This window comes from Streptomyces sp. NPDC012827 (assembly GCF_042900905.1).
GTDB classification, from domain to species: domain Bacteria; phylum Actinomycetota; class Actinomycetes; order Streptomycetales; family Streptomycetaceae; genus Streptomyces; species Streptomyces gulbargensis.
The window spans coordinates 431,278-448,934 of the sequence record NZ_JBIBBY010000002.1; the positions used below are offsets into that span (position 1 = coordinate 431,278).

Genomic DNA, 17,657 nt, shown 5'->3' on the forward strand with positions numbered 1-17,657 from the left:
GTTGGGGCACGCGGAGGGCACGGCAGCCCCCGACAGGTCTAGACAACGAAGAAGGCCCAGGTCGCTGACCTGGGCCTTCTCTCGCGAGCGGATGACGGGAATCGAACCCGCGCTATAAGCTTGGGAAGCTCATGTTCTACCATTAAACTACATCCGCGCAGCGGCCCGATGATCTGTGCCGCATCGTTGCACACTGTACCCCATGTGCCAGGTGAGGCGAAGCTCACCGGATCGGCGGGAGCCGTGGTGTCGCGGCGGGGCTCGTGGGTGGTGTCCCGTTGATCCCCTAATGTGGCTGTCTCGTCCACCACGTGTGTAGGGGAAGGGACTTGATGGTTCCGATGGAGCGCACCGTCGTCCGTTGTGCCGAGGGGCACGTGTTCAGTACCGCGTCGTTCCCGCTGCAACAGCTCGGGGCCGGGCGGATCGGGCCCGGGCGGCTCGTGCGGTGTCCGCGGTGCGCGCGGTTGCGGCATGCCGTGCCGGTGACCGCGGCCCTGGAGGCTGAGCAGCGCTGACGCGCGGTGGGGCGTGCGGCCTTCCCGATTGGGGGCGGCCCGCGCCCTCTGCGTATCGTGGGGGGGTGCTTCTCTCAGACAAGGACATCCGGGCCGAGATCGATGCCGGGCGGGTGCGCATCGACCCGTACGACGAATCCATGGTGCAGCCGTCGAGCATCGACGTGCGTCTCGACCGCTTTTTCCGGGTGTTCGAGAATCACCGCCACCCCCACATCGACCCCGCCGTCGAGCAGCACGACCTGACGCGGCAGGTCGAGCCGGAGGGGGACGAGGCGTTCATCCTGCACCCGGGCGAGTTCGTGCTGGCGTCGACCTACGAGGTCATCACCCTGCCGGACGACATCGCGTCCCGGCTGGAGGGGAAGAGTTCCCTGGGGCGGTTGGGTCTGGTGACCCACTCGACCGCGGGGTTCATCGACCCGGGTTTCTCGGGGCACGTCACCCTGGAGCTGTCGAACCTGGCCACCCTGCCGATCAAGCTCTGGCCGGGGATGAAGATCGGGCAGCTGTGCATGTTCCGGCTCAGCTCGCCCGCCGAGTTCCCGTACGGGAGCGAGCGGTACGGCTCCCGGTACCAGGGACAGCGGGGGCCCACGGCCTCCCGCTCGTACATGAACTTCCATCGGACCCAGGTGTGAGGCGGTCGCAGGCATGAGTGAAGTACGCGAGAACCTGACGTACGAGGGGTTCGGCCGCGCGATCCGCGAGCTGGCGCAGACCATCGCCGACGACGGCTACGAGCCCGACGTCGTGCTGTCCATCGCCCGTGGCGGCGTCTTCGTCGCCGGCGGTCTGGCCTACGCCCTGGACTGCAAGAACATCCACCTGGTGAACGTCGAGTTCTACACGGGTGTGGGCACGACGCTGGAGATGCCGGTCATGCTGGCGCCGGTGCCCAACGCGATCGACTTCTCCGACAAGAAGGTCCTGATCGCCGACGACGTCGCCGACACCGGCAAGACGCTCAAGCTGGTCCACGACTTCTGTGTCGACCACGTCGCCGAGGTCCGTTCGGCCGTGATCTACGAGAAGTCGCACTCGCTGGTGAAGTGCGAGTACGTGTGGAAGAAGACCGACGAGTGGATCAACTTCCCCTGGTCGGTCGAGCCGCCCGTCGTGAAGCGCGAGGGCCAGGTCCTCGACGCCTGACCGGCGCGCACGCAGGAGTACGGAGGAAGGGCCCCCGCCGGCGACCCGGCGGGGGCCCTTCCTCCGTGTACGGGGCCGGGCTACAGCGTGCCCAGCTTGATCAGGCTCAGCAGCGCCACCAGCTGGATCGCGGAGGCACCCAGGGCCTTGGGCCACGGGAGGTCGTGGGAGCGGCTCACCATGACCGTGAAGAGGGCGCCGGCCGCCAGCCAGGTGAGCCAGCCGACGACCTGCACGAGGCCGTTCTCGCCGCCCAGGAAGAGGGCGAGGACCAGGCGCGGGGCGTCCGTGAGCGACATGATCAGCATGGACAGGCCGACGGTCGGCTGCCAGGCGCCGTCGCCGCCGAGCTGGCGGGCGAGGGTGTGGGTGACGGCGCCCAGGATCAGACCGCCGAGGACGAAGCCGAGGGCGGTCATGAGGACGTACGGGATCGCGGTCGAGAGGGTGGCGTTGATCGCCTCCTCGCGGGCCTGGTCGAAGCCGAAGATCGCGAGCAGCCCGTAGAGGAAGGTCACGACCAGCGCCGGGCCCCAGACGGCGTGGTCGCGCATCCGGAGGAAGGTGTCCGCCGGGCGCAGCACGATGCCGCTCAGGAGGGCCTTCCAGGGCAGCCGGGGGCCGGCGGCGGCCGGCGCGCCCTGGTGGTACGTCTCCGGCCGGCCGTACGGGTCGTCCACGCTGAACATCTGGGTGTGGCCCGGGTTGTTCGCCGCCGCCGCGTTCCGGTGGTGCTGCGGGTCGCCGAAGTACTCCGGCTCGCCGTACGGCTGCTGGGGCTGCTGCTGTGGCTGTTGCTGCCACTGCTGCTGCGGGTACGGCGGCGGGGCCGCGTCGTACCCGTACGGCGCCTGCTGCGGTCGATGCTGTTGCGGGGGGCGGTTGTCCCTGCCGCGTCCGTTCCTGAATCCAGCCACGTCATCGAACGTACCCGCTTCCGGGCCGCCCTCGCGCCATTGCGGCTGACCTGTGACATCCCCTAGGGGGCACCCGGAGGGGGTGAGGGCGGTCCGGGACACGGCGGAGGGCCGCCCCGCGCTTCCGCGCGGAACGGCCCTCCGGCCCTGCTGTACGCCCCTGGGGGCCTCTACGAGGCCGGCTCGGGCTCCGGTTCCGACTGCTCGGCCGGCTCCGGGTCGGCCGGGGTCTTCACCGAGTCGAGCAGCAGCTGCGCCACGTCGACGACCTGCAGGCTCTCCTTGGCCTTGCCGTCGTTCTTCTTGCCGTTGACCGAGTCGGTCAGCATGACGAGGCAGAACGGGCAGGCGGTGGAGACGATGTCCGGGTTGAGGGACAGGGCCTCGTCGACGCGCTCGGTGTTGATGCGCTTGCCGATCCGCTCCTCCATCCACATCCGGGCACCACCGGCACCGCAGCAGAAGCCGCGCTCCTTGTGGCGGTGCATCTCCTGCTGGCGCAGGCCGGGGACGGCGGACATGATCTCGCGCGGCGGCGTGTAGACCTTGTTGTGCCGGCCCAGGTAGCAGGGGTCGTGGTAGGTGATGAGGCCGTCGACCGGGGTCACCGGGATCAGCTTGCCCTCGTCGATGAGGTGCTGGAGCAGCTGGGTGTGGTGGATGACCTCGTACTCGCCGCCGAGCTGCGGGTACTCGTTGGCGATGGTGTTGAAGCAGTGCGGGCAGGTCGAGACGATCTTCTTCGCCGACTTCGGCTTCTTCGTCCCGGGGTCCTCGTCGTCCTCGCCGAACGCCATGTTCAGCATGGCCACGTTCTCCTGGCCGAGCTGCTGGAACAGCGGCTCGTTGCCGAGGCGGCGCGGGGAGTCACCGGTGCACTTCTCCTCGCCGCCCATGATCGCGAACTTGACGCCCGCGATGTGCAGCAGCTCGGCGAAGGCCTTGGTGGTCTTCTTGGCGCGGTCCTCCAGGGCGCCGGCGCAGCCGACCCAGTAGAGGTAGTCGACCTCGGTGAGGTCCTCGACGTCCTTGCCGACGATCGGGACCTCGAAGTCGACCTCCTTGGTCCACTCGACGCGCTGCTTCTTCGCCAGGCCCCAGGGGTTGCCCTTCTTCTCCAGGTTCTTGAGCATCGTGCCCGCCTCGGACGGGAACGCGCTCTCGATCATCACCTGGTAGCGGCGCATGTCGACGATGTGGTCGATGTGCTCGATGTCGACCGGGCACTGCTCGACGCAGGCGCCGCAGGTGGTGCAGGACCACAGGACGTCCGGGTCGATGACGCCGTTCTCCTCGGCGGTGCCGATCAGCGGGCGCTCCGCCTCGGCGAGCGCGGCGGCCGGGACGTCCTTGAGGGCCTCGGCGGACGCCTTCTCCTCGCCCTCCATGGTCTTGCCGCCGCCGGCGAGCAGGTAGGGCGCCTTGGCGTAGGCGTGGTCGCGGAGCGACATGATGAGGAGCTTCGGGGACAGCGGCTTGCCGGTGTTCCAGGCGGGGCACTGCGACTGGCAGCGGCCGCACTCGGTGCAGGTGGAGAAGTCGAGGATGCCCTTCCAGGAGAACTGCTCGACCTGGGAGACGCCGTAGACGTCGTCCTCGCCCGGGTCCTCGAAGTCGATCGGCTCGCCGCCCGAGGTCATCGGCTGGAGCGCGCCGAGGGCGGTCTCGCCGGTGGCGTTGCGCTTGAAGAAGATGTTCGGGAAACCGAGGAAGCGGTGCCAGGCGACACCCATGTTGGTGTTCAGGGAGACCGTGATCATCCAGATCAGCGAGGTGCTGATCTTGATCATGGCGGTCAGGTAGACCAGCGTCTGGAGGGTGGGGACCGACAGGCCCTTGAAGGCCAGGACGAGCGGGTACGAGGCGAAGTACGCGGCCTCGTAGTGCTCGACGTGGTGGATCGCGCCCTCCAGGCCGCGCAGCACGTAGATCGCGAGGCCGATGGTGAGGATCACGTACTCGACGAAGTACGCCTGCCAGGCCTTGGAGCCGGCGAAGCGGGACTTGCGGCCGGCCCGCGAGGGCAGGCTGAGCAGGCGGATGACGATCAGGGCGGCGATGCCGAGGATCGTCATGACGCCGATGAACTCGATGTAGAGCTCGAACGGCAGGAAGCCGCCGAGCACCGGGAGGGTGTACTCGGCGTTGAACAGCTGGCCGTAGGCCTGGGCGAGCGTGGGCGGCAGGGTCAGGAAGCCGACCGCGACGAACCAGTGGGCGAAGCCGACGATGCCCCAGCGGTTCATGCGCGTGTGACCGAGGAACTCCCGGACGACGGTGACCGTGCGGGCCTTCCAGTCGTTCGTACGGCTGCCCTTGGGGACGGGCTGGCCGAGCTTCACGAACCGGTAGATCTGCGCGATGGCTCGCGCGAAGAGGGCAACGCCGACCACGGTCAGCGTCAGCGACACGATGATCGCGGCGAGTTGCATGACGGGCTCCTCGAGCGGGCCACGGGCTCGGGCCTACTAAGCGGTAACTTATTTAGTCCGTGCTGAGATTACCCGTTCGGGGCCGCGCACTGTAGCGGACCTCGCGGTGATCTGTGTCGCTCAGGCAACCCTTGCCGCGCGGCCGGGACGGTCCTCGGGGCCGGTACGGCCGGTGCGGCCCGTACGACCCGTGTGGTCCGCGCGGCCGGTGCGGCCCGTGCGTCCTGCGCGACGTCTGCGCACTGCTGGAAGCGTACGCGCCAGAATCGCCAGATCCATCCCCAGCCAGTGGTGGTCCACATAGTGGAGGTCGAGGAGCTCGCGCTCCTCCCAGGGCAGCTCCGAGCGCCCGCTGATCTGCCACGGACCGGTGAGTCCCGGGCGCACGGAGAGCCGCCGGCGCCCCTCGCCGGCGCACTCGCGGTGGCCGGGCGCCAGCGGGCACGGGCCCACCAGGGACATCTGCCCCCGGACGACGTGCAGCAGCAGGGGCAGCGCGGCCAGCGGGCCGCGGGTGCGGAAGGTCAGCATCGTGAAGGGCCGGCCGTGCAGGCCGGCCACGGTCCTGCGGCGCAGCACCCCGCCGCCGGGCGTCCCCGAGCCGACGGCGACGGAGACCGCGACGGCGGCGAGGAGCGGGGAGAGGGCGGTGAGCAGCGCGAGGCCGCCCAGGAGGTCGAGTGCGCGCTTGGCCGTCATGCGCCGGACCCCTTCGTCGTGCGATCTTCGTGGGATGTTCGGGGGATATGCCTGCTTTGCCCCTGGCGGGGCATGCGGACTCTCTCATCCATGCGTCCCGGGGGCCGGGAATGACGCGCCCCGCCCGCTCCTTTGAGTGGGAGCGTCGACGAAGAGTTGAGTCGCCCCCGCTCAGGTCTGTTGACGCGCACCACCCCGTCGTGCATCCTTGAGTCAGTTCCACTCAAGTCAGTCAGCTGGAGGAATCGAAATGGCACGTGCGGTCGGCATCGACCTGGGCACGACTAACTCCGTCGTCAGCGTTCTGGAAGGCGGCGAGCCCACCGTCATCACCAACGCCGAGGGCGCCAGGACCACGCCGTCCGTCGTCGCCTTCGCGAAGAACGGCGAGGTGCTCGTCGGCGAGGTGGCCAAGCGCCAGGCCGTCACCAACGTCGACAGGACCATCCGGTCGGTCAAGCGCCACATGGGCACCGACTGGAAGATCGACATCGACGGCAAGAGCTTCAACCCGCAGCAGATGAGCGCCTTCATCCTGCAGAAGCTCAAGCGCGACGCCGAGGCCTACCTGGGCGAGAAGGTCGTCGACGCGGTCATCACCGTCCCGGCGTACTTCAACGACTCCGAGCGCCAGGCGACCAAGGAGGCCGGTGAGATCGCGGGCCTCAACGTCCTGCGCATCGTCAACGAGCCGACCGCCGCCGCCCTGGCCTACGGCCTCGACAAGGACGACCAGACGATCCTCGTCTTCGACCTCGGTGGCGGCACCTTCGACGTGTCCCTCCTGGAGATCGGCGACGGCGTCGTCGAGGTGAAGGCCACCAACGGTGACAACCACCTCGGTGGTGACGACTGGGACCAGCGCGTCGTCGACTACCTGGTGACCCAGTTCCAGAACGGCCACGGCGTGGACCTGGCCAAGGACAAGATGGCCCTCCAGCGTCTGCGCGAGGCCGCCGAGAAGGCGAAGATCGAGCTGTCCTCCTCCACGGAGACCTCGATCAACCTGCCGTACATCACCGCCTCCGCCGAGGGCCCGCTGCACCTGGACGAGAAGCTCACGCGCGCCCAGTTCCAGCAGCTGACCGCGGACCTCCTGGAGCGCTGCAAGACGCCGTTCCACAACGTCATCAAGGACGCGGGCATCTCCATCAACGAGATCGACCACGTCGTCCTCGTCGGTGGCTCCACCCGCATGCCGGCCGTCGCCGAGCTCGTCAAGGAGCTGACCGGCGGCAAGGAGGCCAACAAGGGTGTGAACCCGGACGAGGTCGTCGCCATCGGCGCCTCGCTCCAGGCCGGTGTCCTCAAGGGTGAGGTCAAGGACGTCCTGCTCCTCGACGTGACCCCGCTGTCCCTCGGCATCGAGACCAAGGGCGGCATCATGACCAAGCTCATCGAGCGCAACACCACGATCCCGACCAAGCGGTCCGAGATCTTCACGACGGCCGAGGACAACCAGCCGTCCGTGCAGATCCAGGTCTACCAGGGCGAGCGCGAGATCGCGGCGTACAACAAGAAGCTCGGCATGTTCGAGCTGACCGGCCTCCCGCCGGCCCCGCGCGGCGTCCCGCAGATCGAGGTCTCCTTCGACATCGACGCCAACGGCATCATGCACGTGACCGCGAAGGACCTGGGCACGGGCAAGGAGCAGAAGATGACCGTCACCGGCGGCTCCTCGCTGCCGAAGGACGAGGTCGACCGGATGCGCCAGGAGGCCGAGCAGTACGCGGAGGAGGACCACCGCCGCCGCGAGGCCGCCGAGTCCCGCAACCAGGGCGAGCAGCTCGTCTACCAGACGGAGAAGTTCCTCAAGGACAACGAGGACAAGGTCCCCGGTGACGTCAAGGCCGAGGTCGAGGCCGCGCTCGGCGAGCTGAAGGAGAAGCTCAAGGGCGAGGACACCGCCGAGATCCGCACGGCCACCGAGAAGGTCGCGGCCGTCTCGCAGAAGCTCGGCCAGGCCCTCTACGCCGACGCCCAGGCCGCCCAGGCCGCGGGCGGCGACGCCGGCCAGGCTCAGGGCCAGGACGACGACGTCGTCGACGCCGAGATCGTCGACGAGGACAAGCCGAAGGGTGGCCAGGCGTGACCGAGGAGACTCCGGGCTTCGAGGAGAAGCCCGACGTCCCCTCCGGCGCCACCCCTGAGGACGCCGCCGAGGCCGCCGAGTCCCCCGAGGACGCGGCGGCCCCGGCCGGGGACGCGAAGAGCGAGCAGCCGGAGGAGGCCGTCGGCCTCACCGCCGAGCTGGACCAGGCCCGCGCCGCGCTCACCGAGCGCACGGCGGACCTCCAGCGCCTCCAGGCGGAGTACCAGAACTACCGTCGCCGGGTGGAGCGGGACCGCGTCACGGTCAAGGAGATCGCCGTCGCGAGCCTCCTGACCGAGCTGCTCCCGACGCTGGACGACATCGGCCGCGCGCGGGAGCACGGCGAACTGGTCGGCGGCTTCAAGTCGGTGGCCGAGTCGCTGGAGACGGTCGTCGCCAAGATGGGCCTCCAGCAGTTCGGCAAGGAGGGCGAGCCCTTCGACCCGACGATCCACGAGGCCCTGATGCACAGCTACGCGCCGGACGTCACCGAGACGACCTGCGTGGCGATCCTGCAGCCGGGGTACCGGATCGGCGAGCGGACCATCCGGCCCGCGCGTGTCGCCGTCGCCGAGCCCCAGCCGGGCGCGGCGGGCACGGCCGGCACGTCGGGTGCCAAGGACGAGAAGAAGGCGTCCGACGAGGAGAGCGGTGCCCCCGACGAGGGGTGACGCCATGAGTGCCGGAGCAGTCCGGAAGGAGGGACGTCGATGAGCACGAAGGACTTCGTCGAGAAGGACTACTACAAGGTCCTCGGCGTCCCCAAGGACGCCACCGAGGCCGAGATCAAGAAGGCGTACCGGAAGCTCGCCCGCGAGAACCACCCGGACGCCAACAAGGGTGACGTCAAGGCCGAGGAGCGCTTCAAGGAGATCTCCGAGGCCAACGACATCCTCGGTGACCCCAAGAAGCGCAAGGAGTACGACGAGGCGCGCGCCCTCTTCGGGAACGGCGGCTTCCGGGCCGGCGGCCCGGGCGGCGGTTCGTTCAACTTCGACCTGGGCGACCTCTTCGGGGGCGCCCAGGGCGGTCCCGCCGGGGCCGGCGGCTTCGGCGGCGGCCTCGGGGACGTCTTCGGCGGGCTGTTCAACCGCGGCGGCGCGGGTGCCCGCACCCAGCCCCGCCGCGGCGCGGACATCGAGTCCGAGGTGACGCTCAGCTTCACCGAGGCCATCGAGGGCGCGACCGTACCGCTGCGGATGTCCAGCCAGCAGCCGTGCGCGGCGTGTTCGGGCACCGGCGACAAGAACGGCACCCCCCGGGTGTGCCCGACCTGCGTCGGCACCGGGCAGGTCTCGCGCGGCAGCGGCGGCGGTTTCTCGCTCACCGACCCGTGCGTGGACTGCAAGGGCCGCGGCCTGATCGCCGAGAACCCGTGCGAGGTCTGCAAGGGCAGCGGGCGGGCCAAGTCCTCCCGCACCATGCAGGTCCGCATCCCGGCGGGCGTGTCCGACGGCCAGAAGATCCGGCTGCGGGGCAAGGGCGCGCCGGGCGAGCGCGGCGGGCCCAACGGCGACCTGTTCGTCGTGGTGCACGTCGACGCCCACCCGGTCTTCGGCCGCAAGGACGACAACCTGACCGTCACGGTGCCGGTCTCCTTCGCGGAGGCGGCGCTCGGCGGCGAGATCAAGGTGCCGACGCTCGGCGGCCCCGCGGTCACCCTCAAGCTGCCCGCGGGCACTCCGAACGGCCGCACCATGCGCGCCCGTGGCAAGGGCGCGGTCCGCAAGGACGGCACCCGCGGCGACCTCCTCGTCACGATCGAGGTCGCGGTGCCGAAGGAGCTGGACGACAAGGCCCGTGAGGCCCTGGAGACCTACCGCGAGGCGACGGCCTCGGAGGACCCGAGGGCGGAGCTGTTCCAGGCAGCGAAGGGAGCGTGACCCGGTGGAAGGGCGCCGACGCAATCCGTACGAACTGACCGACGAGACCCCGGTGTACGTCATCTCGGTGGCGGCCCAGCTCTCGGGTCTGCACCCGCAGACCCTGCGGCAGTACGACCGCCTCGGTCTGGTCTCCCCGGACCGTACGGCGGGCCGCGGGCGGCGCTACTCGGCCCGGGACATCGAACTGCTCCGCCAGGTGCAGCAGTTGTCGCAGGACGAGGGCATCAATCTGGCCGGAATCAAGCGCATCATCGAGCTGGAGAACCAGGTCGCGGCGCTGCAGAACCGGGTCGCGGAGCTGACCGCCGCGGTCGAGGGCGCGGCGGCGGCGATCCGGCAGCGCGAGGCGCAGGTCCACGCCTCGTACCGGCGGGATCTGGTGCCCTATCAGGACGTGCAGCAGGCGAGCGCGCTGGTGGTCTGGCGGCCCAAGCGCGGCGACTGACCTCGCCCGCTGCCGGTTGAACCGAGAGGCCCCTCCACGGGTGTGGAGGGGCCTCTCGCCGTCGCGGGGTCCGGGGGTCAGGGGATCAGCTCGGAGACGATGTCGCCGACGGTCTCGAACCAGGGCGCGGCCCCGGTGCCGAAGGCGGCGGCCAGGGCGGTGCCGACGGCGATGTCCCGGGGCGTCGCGCCGTCCTCCCAGGTGTCGATGACCCGCCCGTCCCCGGAGCAGATCAGGCTGCCGGCCCGCTGCCCGTCGCGGGTCAGCCGGCTGGAGTCGTAGGAGGTCGGTACGAGCCGGTAGCGGCTGCCGCCGGTGCGTACGTCCACCCGGTAGGAGCGCCGCAGCAGCCGCCCACGGGCCGGCCGGATGACGGCGGGCTCCCCGTCCACGGTGAGCCGCAGCAGGGCCGCCTTGCGGGTGCCGATGGGCGTGTGGGCGTCGGGTTCGGTCCCGGGCGCGCGCACCAGCTCCACGGTGGGCAGGCCGTGCCCGGAGACCCGGAGGGTGCCGGCGGGGCCGTCGAGGTCGATCTGTACGTACATGGGGTGAGGGATCCAGGGGTTTCGGGCGTCCCGGTCGCGGCGTCCGGGGGTCAGGCGTCCTGGTCGAGGATGCCGGAGCGGGCGATGAGGTAGCCGAGCTGGGCGCGGCTGCCGCTGCCGAGGGCGGCGGCGAGTTTGGCGATGTGCGCGCGGCAGGTCCGGACGTTCATGCCGAGCCGGCGGGCGATGGCCTCGTCGACGTGGCCTTCGACGAGGAGGCGGGCGATGGAGCGCTGCACACCGCTGATGTCGTCGGTCTTGATGTCGTAGGGGATCTCCTCGCGGATCGGCACGGCCAGCTGCCAGAACTGGTCGAAGACGCCGCCGAGGTAGGCGACGAGGCCGGGGTGGCGGAGTTCCAGGGCGACCTGGCGGTCACTGCGGGCCGGGATGAAGGCCACCTCGCGGTCCACGATGATGAGCCGGTCGATGATCTGCTCCAGCGTGCGGACCTGGACTTCGGGGCCGACGTGTTCCAGGTAGGCCAGGGTGAGTTCGGTGTGGCGCGCGGTGTGCTGGTAGAGCGTGCGCATGTCGATGCCGCGGCCGAGGAGCGGGGAGACCCGCTGGAGTGCCTCGCTCAGGGCGTGGGCGGGACGGCCGCCACCGGGCTGGACGGTGAGGAGTTCCTTGCGGCAGTTGGCGACGACCCGGTCGAGGGTGGTGTTGATCCGGTCGATGCCTTCGAGCACGGTGATGGCGTGGGTGTTCGCCGAGTCGAGGGCGCTGATGGCCATGAACGGCTCGAACGCGTCGGAGAGGGCGACCGTGAGCCGCCGGCGTTCGAGGATCTCGCGCTCGATGGGCTGCAGAAGCTGTGCCAGCGCGGCGGAGGGCGGAACCGGCCGGAGCCACTGGGCGTCGTCCGGGTCGGGGTGGAGCAGGGAGAGGTCGAGGAGGCAGGGCGCCGCGACCGCTTCTGACCGGGGTATTCGTCCGGTCCGGAGGGCGGACGCGTACAGCTCGGAGCCCGCGTCACAGAGCTCCGCATGCGAATGAGGGTGACCGGTTTCGTCCGCTTGTTTCCGCATATGTACACCCCCAGGCTCCTGCATCTCAGGAACATGATGCCTGGGTTTGGTGGTGCAGGCGCAGAGAGTAAGTCATCGTCTTGTCTCGCGGGGGTCGGAAAGAGACGTTGTGAGAGACGTTGTCTTCAAGTGAGGTTGTTCGGTGATGATGAAGAAGCTCATAAGCGCAGTGGCCGGAGTCGCCTTCATCGCGGCTGCCGCAGTGGGCGTGGTGGGGGGAACGCAGGACCCCGGCTGGAACTCGGCCCCGGCGGGCGTACTGGCCGCCGACCCGGGCTGGCATCTCGCACCCGCCGACGTGACGACCGCCCTTGACGACCCGGGCTGGCACGTCGCGCCGGCCGAGCTCGACGACCCCGGCTGGAGCTAAGCGGGCACATGAACGTTCCCGACGACCCCAGGTTCCGACGCGAGATGGCGAGCGCCTACCGCTCGGGGTGGCACTTCATCGATCTCGTCACCGCGGTGCCGCACCGTGGCGAGTCGTTGATGGTCACCCTCTTCGGTGAGCCCATCCTCGTGAGGCGCGAGGACGACGAGGACATCCGCGCCTACCGCTGTCTGCGCCGTCCCCGCGGCGCCCCGCAGCCCATCCGCTGTGCCATCCGGTACGGCATGATCTTCGTCAATCTCGACCAGCGGGACCACCAGCTGATCGAGGCCGAGACCATCACCGCCACCCCCCGCAGTGCCTGAGCGATTCCCCCGTCGTTACAAGTCGCTCAGGCACTTCCCCCACACAGCGGCGCCATCGCGGACCTGAAACGCGATGGCGCCGCTGTGCTGCGCCCGCGCATTCCCGCCCGCCCGCGCTCCGCGCACCGGGCGTCAGGCGCGGCCCATCGCCCGGGTGAGGGCGATCTCGATGACGACCCGGCCCGGGTTCGGGCCGGGCGTGCGTCCGTAGCGCTCGGTGTAGCGGGCGACCGCGTCCGCGACCGTCTCCGCGTCCGTGCGGATGCGCGCGACGCCCTCCAGGGTGGCCCAGCGCCTCTTGTCGACCTGGCAGACCGCCACGCGCGCCCCGTCCGCGCCGGCCGCCAGGACGTTGGCCACCTTCCGGCTGTTCCTGTCGGTGATGACCCGCGCGATGCCCTTCTCGCCGCCCTCCGGGTCGTACGTGACACCGACCGCGACCACGTGCGGGGAGCCGTCCGGGCGGGGTGTGGTGAGCGTGCACATGTGGTACTCGCGCCAGAAGGCGAGATACGAGTCGCTGGGGTTGCGCGGGTCGGTGGCCATGCCCCGGAAACTACCCCCGGCGCGGGACTCCCAGCAGCACCTTGAGTGGAATAGACTCAACTTTGTGTACGTTGGAAGGGTCAGATAAGAGGGACACCCCCCCAGGACCCACGACGTCGAGGAGGAGCACCGCACCGTGGACGCCGAACTGACCAACAGGAGCCGGGACGCGATCAACGCGGCCACGAGCCGCGCCGTGTCCGACGGACACCCGGATCTGACCCCCGCCCATCTCCTGCTCGCCCTGCTGGCAGGTCAGGACAACGAGAACATCACCGACCTGCTCGCCGCCGTCGAGGCCGACCAGGCCGCCGTCCGCGCGGGCGCCGAGCGGCTTCTCGCCGCCCAGCCCAGCGTCACCGGGTCCACGGTCGCGCCTCCGCAGCCCAACCGCGACTTCCTCGCCGTCATCGCCGACGCCGACCGCCGGGCCAAGGAGCTCGGGGACGACTACCTGTCGACGGAGCACCTGCTCATCGGCATCGCCGCCAAGGGCGGGCCGGCGGGTGAGATCCTCGACCGGCAGGGCGCGAGCGCGTCCAAGCTGCTCGACGCGTTCGAGAAGACCAGGGGAGGACGCCGGGTGACCACTCCCGACCCGGAGGGCCAGTACAAGGCGCTGGAGAAGTTCGGTACGGACTTCACGGCCGCCGCGCGCGAGGGCCGGCTCGACCCGGTCATCGGCCGCGACCACGAGATCCGGCGGGTCGTGCAGGTGCTGTCCCGCCGCACCAAGAACAACCCCGTCCTCATCGGTGAGCCCGGCGTCGGCAAGACCGCCGTCGTCGAGGGCCTCGCCCAGCGCATCGTGAAGGGCGACGTGCCCGAGTCGCTGAAGAACAAGCGGCTGGTCTCCCTGGACCTCGGCGCGATGGTCGCGGGCGCCAAGTACCGCGGCGAGTTCGAGGAGCGCCTGAAGACGGTCCTCTCCGAGATCAAGGAGAGCGACGGCCAAATCATCACGTTCATCGACGAGCTGCACACGGTCGTCGGCGCGGGCGCCGGCGGCGACTCCGCCATGGACGCCGGCAACATGCTGAAGCCGATGCTGGCCCGTGGCGAGCTGCGCATGGTCGGCGCGACCACGCTCGACGAGTACCGCGAGCGGATCGAGAAGGACCCCGCCCTGGAGCGCCGCTTCCAGCAGGTCCTGGTGGCCGAGCCCTCGGTCGAGGACACCATCGCGATCCTCCGCGGTCTCAAGGGCCGGTACGAGGCCCACCACAAGGTGCAGATCAACGACTCCGCCCTGGTGGCCGCCGCGACCCTCTCCGACCGGTACATCACCTCCCGCTTCCTGCCGGACAAGGCCATCGACCTGGTGGACGAGGCCGCCTCCCGGCTCCGTATGGAGATCGACTCCTCGCCCGTCGAGATCGACGAGCTGCAGCGCTCGGTCGACCGGCTCCGCATGGAGGAGCTGGCCCTGAAGAACGAGACGGACGAGGGCAGCAAGCAGCGCCTGGAGAAGCTGCGCCGCGACCTCGCCGACCGCGAGGAGGAGCTGCGCGGCCTGACCGCCCGCTGGGAGAAGGAGAAGCAGTCCCTCAACCGGGTCGGTGAGCTGAAGGAGCGGCTGGACGAGGCCCGGGGCCGCGCCGAGCGCGCCCAGCGCGACGGCGACTTCGACACCGCCTCCAAGCTGCTGTACGGCGAGATCCCCGCCCTGGAGCGGGAGCTGGAGGAGGCCAGCGAGGCCGAGGCCCAGCAGGAGGCGTCGAAGGACACCATGGTCAAGGAGGAGGTCGGCCCGGACGACATCGCGGACGTGGTGGGCGCCTGGACCGGCATTCCCGCCGGCCGTCTCCTGGAGGGCGAGACGCAGAAGCTCCTGCGCATGGAGGACGAGCTCGGCAAGCGGCTGATCGGCCAGACCGAGGCCGTACGGGCCGTCTCCGACGCCGTGCGCCGCACCCGCGCGGGCATCGCGGACCCCGACCGGCCGACGGGCTCCTTCCTCTTCCTCGGCCCGACGGGCGTCGGCAAGACGGAGCTGGCGAAGGCGCTCGCGGACTTCCTCTTCGACGACGAGCGGGCCATGGTCCGCATCGACATGTCGGAGTACTCCGAGAAGCACTCGGTCGCCCGGCTCGTCGGCGCGCCCCCCGGCTACGTCGGCTACGAGGAGGGCGGTCAGCTCACGGAGGCCGTGCGGCGGCGCCCGTACAGCGTGGTGCTCCTGGACGAGGTGGAGAAGGCGCACCCGGAGGTCTTCGACATCCTGCTCCAGGTCCTGGACGACGGCCGTCTCACCGACGGGCAGGGCCGGACCGTGGACTTCCGCAACACGATCCTGATCCTCACCTCGAACCTGGGCAGCCAGTACCTCGTGGACCCGCTGTCCTCCGCCGAGGAGAAGAAGGAGCAGGTCCTGGAGGTCGTGCGGGCGAGCTTCAAGCCGGAGTTCCTCAACCGGCTGGACGACCTGGTGGTCTTCTCCGCGCTCGACAAGACCGAGCTGGGCCGGATCGCGCAGCTCCAGATCGGCCGCCTCGCCAAGCGGCTGGCCGAGCGCCGGCTGACCCTGGACGTCACGCCCGCGGCCCTGGAGTGGCTGGCCGACGAGGGCAACGACCCGGCGTACGGTGCCCGGCCGCTGCGCCGGCTGATCCAGACGGCGATCGGGGACCGGCTCGCCAGGGAGATCCTGGCGGGCGAGGTCCGCGACGGCGACACGGTCCGTGTCGACCGCTTCGAGGACGGCCTGATCGTCGGCCCGGTCACGGCCTGAGCCCGCCGCCCGGGCCCCCGCGCGGGGGCCCGGGCGCCCCCACGCGGGCGAGATCGTGTCAGCCGGGAGCGGATCTCGGCGGATGTCGCGTGGCGGGGCTTGCCACCGACCGCCCGGCATGGGGGAGGATGGCGGGCATCCGTACGAAGGGAAATACACGGTGAGCATCGACCCGTCCTCGATTCCGAATTTCGGGGGCCAGCCGCAGCCTCAGGCCGCAGGACCGGCGGGCCCCGTCGTCCCCGACCAGGACCTGGTCAAGCAGCTCCTCGACCAGATGGAGCTGAAGTACGTCGTCGACGACGAGGGTGACCTCGCGGCGCCGTGGGAGGAATTCCGCACGTACTTCATGTTCCGCGGAGAGGACGAGCAGCAGGTCTTCTCGGTGCGGACGTTCTACGACCGCCCGCACTCGGCCGACGACCGCGCCAAGATCCTGGACGCGATCGACGACTGGAACCGCCGCACCCTGTGGCCCAAGGTCTACACGCACCTCCACGAGGACGAGGACGGCTCCGCCACCCTCCGCCTCATCGGCGAGGCCCAGATGCTGATCGGCACCGGCGTCGCCCTGGAGCACTTCGTGTCCTCCACGGTGAGCTGGGTCCGCGCCTCGATCGAGTTCGACAAGTGGATCGTGGAGCAGTTCGGCCTCGCCTCCCCGGAGGACAAGGCCGAGGGCGACCAGTAGGTTCCCCGGCACCACGGAACGGAGCCCGGCCCCCGCGAGGGGGGCCGGGCTCCGTCGTGCTTCCCCGGCCTCGTCAGGCGAGGCGCTTGAGACGGGTGACGGCCTCCTCCAGGACCTCGGTCCGCTTGCAGAAGGCGAAGCGGACGAAGGGGGCGCCCTGGTCGCGGTGATCGTAGAAGACGGCGTTGGGGATGGCGACGACGCCCGCGCGTTCGGGGAGGGAGCGGCAGAAGGCGAAGCCGTCGGTGGCCCCGAGGGGGCGGATGTCGGTGGTGACGAAGTAGGTGCCGGCCGGGCGGTAGACCTCGAAGCCGGCCTGGGCGAGCCCCTCGCACAGCAGGTCCCGCTTGGCGCTCAGGTCCGCGCGGAGGCCGTCGAAGTAGGCGGCGGGGAGGCGCAGGGCCTCGGCGACCGCGTACTGGAACGGCCCGGAGGACACGTACGTGAGGAACTGCTTCGCGGAGCGGACGGCGGCGGTCAGCTCGGGGCTCGCGGTGATCCAGCCGACCTTCCAGCCGGTGAAGGAGAACGTCTTGCCGGCGGAGCCGATGGTGACGGTCCGCTCCCGCATGCCGGGCAGGGTCGCGATCGGCACGTGCTCGGCCCCGTCGAAGACCAGGTGCTCGTAGACCTCGTCGGTGACGACGAGCAGGTCCCGCTCGACGGCCAGCTCGGCGATCGCCGTCAGCTCGGCCCGGGTGAGGACGGTGCCGGTGGGGTTGTGCGGGGTGTTGAGGAGGATCAGCCGGGTGCGGTCGGTGACGGCCGCCCGGAGTTCGTCCAGGTCGAGGACGTAGGCGCCCTCGTGGGGCCGGAGGGTGACGGGGACGCGGGTCCCGCCGGCCATGGCGACACAGGCCGCGTACGAGTCGTAGTACGGCTCCAGGGCGACGACCTCGTCCCCCGGTTCGACCAGCGCCAGCAGCGCCGCGGCGATGGCCTCGGTCGCGCCGGCCGTGACCAGGACCTCGGTGTCGGGGTCGTACACCAGGCCGTACCGCTCGCGCTGGTGGTCGCCGACGGCGGTCCGCAGTTCGGGGACGCCGGGACCGGGCGGGTACTGGTTCCCGCGGCCCTCCCGCAGCGCGCGGACCGCGGCCTCCCGGATCTCCTCCGGGCCGTCGGTGTCGGGGAAGCCCTGACCGAGGTTGATCGAACCGGTCCGGGCGGCGAGCGCGGACATCTCGGCGAAGATCGTCGTGCCGAACTCGGCGAGGCGGCGGTTGAGCGGCGGTCGTGTCATGACCGTCATCCTGGGGGGAAGCTCTGGAGTTGC

General features: G+C 70.3%; 18 protein-coding genes and 1 tRNA gene. 11 read left to right on the top strand and 8 right to left on the bottom strand.

Translation table 11 applies throughout. From position 1 onward, the window contains the following. Nucleotides 1-86: 86 nt before the first annotated feature. A tRNA-Gly gene (locus ACFY60_RS05385) sits at nucleotides 87-157 on the bottom strand. 175 nt (nucleotides 158-332) lie between these two features. Between ACFY60_RS05385 and ACFY60_RS05390 the strand changes: the two genes are divergently transcribed. The 3 genes from ACFY60_RS05390 (at nucleotide 333) to ACFY60_RS05400 (ending at nucleotide 1,670) form a co-directional block, all read left to right on the top strand. Next, entirely contained in the window at nucleotides 333-518 is a 186-nt protein-coding gene (locus tag ACFY60_RS05390; protein ID WP_309032518.1) for a hypothetical protein, read from the top strand. 65 nt (nucleotides 519-583) lie between these two features. After that, nucleotides 584-1,159, top strand: coding sequence for a dCTP deaminase (gene dcd, locus ACFY60_RS05395; protein WP_309032517.1), 576 nt, complete (start codon nucleotides 584-586; stop codon nucleotides 1,157-1,159). 13 nt (nucleotides 1,160-1,172) lie between these two features. Beyond that, nucleotides 1,173-1,670, top strand: a complete 498-nt coding sequence (locus tag ACFY60_RS05400; protein ID WP_137988411.1) for a phosphoribosyltransferase — start codon at nucleotides 1,173-1,175, stop codon at nucleotides 1,668-1,670. 80 nt (nucleotides 1,671-1,750) lie between these two features. Here the strand turns inward: ACFY60_RS05400 and ACFY60_RS05405 are convergent, their stop codons facing one another. The 3 genes from ACFY60_RS05405 to ACFY60_RS05415 form a co-directional block, all read right to left on the bottom strand. Continuing rightward, the gene (locus tag ACFY60_RS05405) at nucleotides 1,751-2,587 is read right to left on the bottom strand and encodes a Yip1 family protein (RefSeq protein WP_388609579.1); all 837 of its coding nucleotides are present in this window, start codon (nucleotides 2,585-2,587) and stop codon (nucleotides 1,751-1,753) included. A gap of 170 nt (nucleotides 2,588-2,757) precedes the next feature. Beyond that, entirely contained in the window at nucleotides 2,758-5,019 is a 2,262-nt protein-coding gene (locus ACFY60_RS05410; RefSeq protein ID WP_388609578.1) for a (Fe-S)-binding protein, read from the bottom strand. A gap of 120 nt (nucleotides 5,020-5,139) precedes the next feature. Continuing rightward, complete coding sequence (locus tag ACFY60_RS05415) at nucleotides 5,140-5,718, bottom strand: sugar transferase (RefSeq protein WP_388609576.1); 579 nt, start codon at nucleotides 5,716-5,718, stop codon at nucleotides 5,140-5,142. A gap of 250 nt (nucleotides 5,719-5,968) precedes the next feature. On the opposite strand from ACFY60_RS05415, the gene dnaK reads away from it, so the two are divergent. From dnaK to ACFY60_RS05435, 4 genes are read left to right on the top strand one after another with little or no spacing between them, the layout of a single operon-like run. Then, on the top strand, nucleotides 5,969-7,810 hold the full coding sequence (dnaK, locus tag ACFY60_RS05420) for a molecular chaperone DnaK (RefSeq protein ID WP_388609574.1): 1,842 nt from the start codon (nucleotides 5,969-5,971) through the stop codon (nucleotides 7,808-7,810). Further along, nucleotides 7,807-8,481 (top strand): nucleotide exchange factor GrpE, encoded by a 675-nt coding sequence (gene grpE / locus ACFY60_RS05425; RefSeq protein ID WP_388609573.1) that lies wholly within the window; start codon nucleotides 7,807-7,809, stop codon nucleotides 8,479-8,481. Before dnaK ends, grpE begins: the two co-directional genes overlap by 4 nt. A gap of 39 nt (nucleotides 8,482-8,520) precedes the next feature. Then, nucleotides 8,521-9,693 (top strand): molecular chaperone DnaJ, encoded by a 1,173-nt coding sequence (dnaJ, locus tag ACFY60_RS05430; protein WP_345280047.1) that lies wholly within the window; start codon nucleotides 8,521-8,523, stop codon nucleotides 9,691-9,693. A 4-nt stretch (nucleotides 9,694-9,697) separates the two neighbouring features. Beyond that, entirely contained in the window at nucleotides 9,698-10,141 is a 444-nt protein-coding gene (locus tag ACFY60_RS05435) for a heat shock protein transcriptional repressor HspR (RefSeq protein WP_388609571.1), read from the top strand. A gap of 77 nt (nucleotides 10,142-10,218) precedes the next feature. On the opposite strand, the gene ACFY60_RS05440 is transcribed toward ACFY60_RS05435, so the two are convergent. Next, nucleotides 10,219-10,686: a hypothetical protein gene (locus ACFY60_RS05440; RefSeq protein ID WP_388609570.1), complete on the bottom strand. Its 468-nt coding sequence runs from the start codon at nucleotides 10,684-10,686 to the stop codon at nucleotides 10,219-10,221. 50 nt (nucleotides 10,687-10,736) lie between these two features. Next, nucleotides 10,737-11,717: a helix-turn-helix transcriptional regulator gene (locus ACFY60_RS05445; protein WP_388609568.1), complete on the bottom strand. Its 981-nt coding sequence runs from the start codon at nucleotides 11,715-11,717 to the stop codon at nucleotides 10,737-10,739. 148 nt (nucleotides 11,718-11,865) lie between these two features. On the opposite strand from ACFY60_RS05445, the gene ACFY60_RS05450 reads away from it, so the two are divergent. Further along, on the top strand, nucleotides 11,866-12,087 hold the full coding sequence (locus ACFY60_RS05450; protein ID WP_388609565.1) for a hypothetical protein: 222 nt from the start codon (nucleotides 11,866-11,868) through the stop codon (nucleotides 12,085-12,087). An 8-nt stretch (nucleotides 12,088-12,095) separates the two neighbouring features. Beyond that, on the top strand, nucleotides 12,096-12,413 hold the full coding sequence (locus ACFY60_RS05455; protein ID WP_309056039.1) for a (2Fe-2S)-binding protein: 318 nt from the start codon (nucleotides 12,096-12,098) through the stop codon (nucleotides 12,411-12,413). A 132-nt stretch (nucleotides 12,414-12,545) separates the two neighbouring features. Here the strand turns inward: ACFY60_RS05455 and ACFY60_RS05460 are convergent, their stop codons facing one another. Beyond that, nucleotides 12,546-12,959, bottom strand: coding sequence for a pyridoxamine 5'-phosphate oxidase family protein (locus ACFY60_RS05460; RefSeq protein WP_388609564.1), 414 nt, complete (start codon nucleotides 12,957-12,959; stop codon nucleotides 12,546-12,548). A gap of 136 nt (nucleotides 12,960-13,095) precedes the next feature. Between ACFY60_RS05460 and clpB the strand changes: the two genes are divergently transcribed. Beyond that, nucleotides 13,096-15,690 (top strand): ATP-dependent chaperone ClpB, encoded by a 2,595-nt coding sequence (clpB, locus tag ACFY60_RS05465; RefSeq protein ID WP_388609562.1) that lies wholly within the window; start codon nucleotides 13,096-13,098, stop codon nucleotides 15,688-15,690. A gap of 160 nt (nucleotides 15,691-15,850) precedes the next feature. Further along, a complete protein-coding gene (locus tag ACFY60_RS05470; protein ID WP_309053460.1) occupies nucleotides 15,851-16,381 on the top strand; it encodes a YbjN domain-containing protein in 531 nt (176 codons plus the stop codon). Between the two features lie 73 nt (nucleotides 16,382-16,454). On the opposite strand, the gene ACFY60_RS05475 is transcribed toward ACFY60_RS05470, so the two are convergent. Then, nucleotides 16,455-17,624, bottom strand: a complete 1,170-nt coding sequence (locus ACFY60_RS05475; protein ID WP_388609561.1) for a pyridoxal phosphate-dependent aminotransferase — start codon at nucleotides 17,622-17,624, stop codon at nucleotides 16,455-16,457. Nucleotides 17,625-17,657 lie beyond the last annotated feature (33 nt).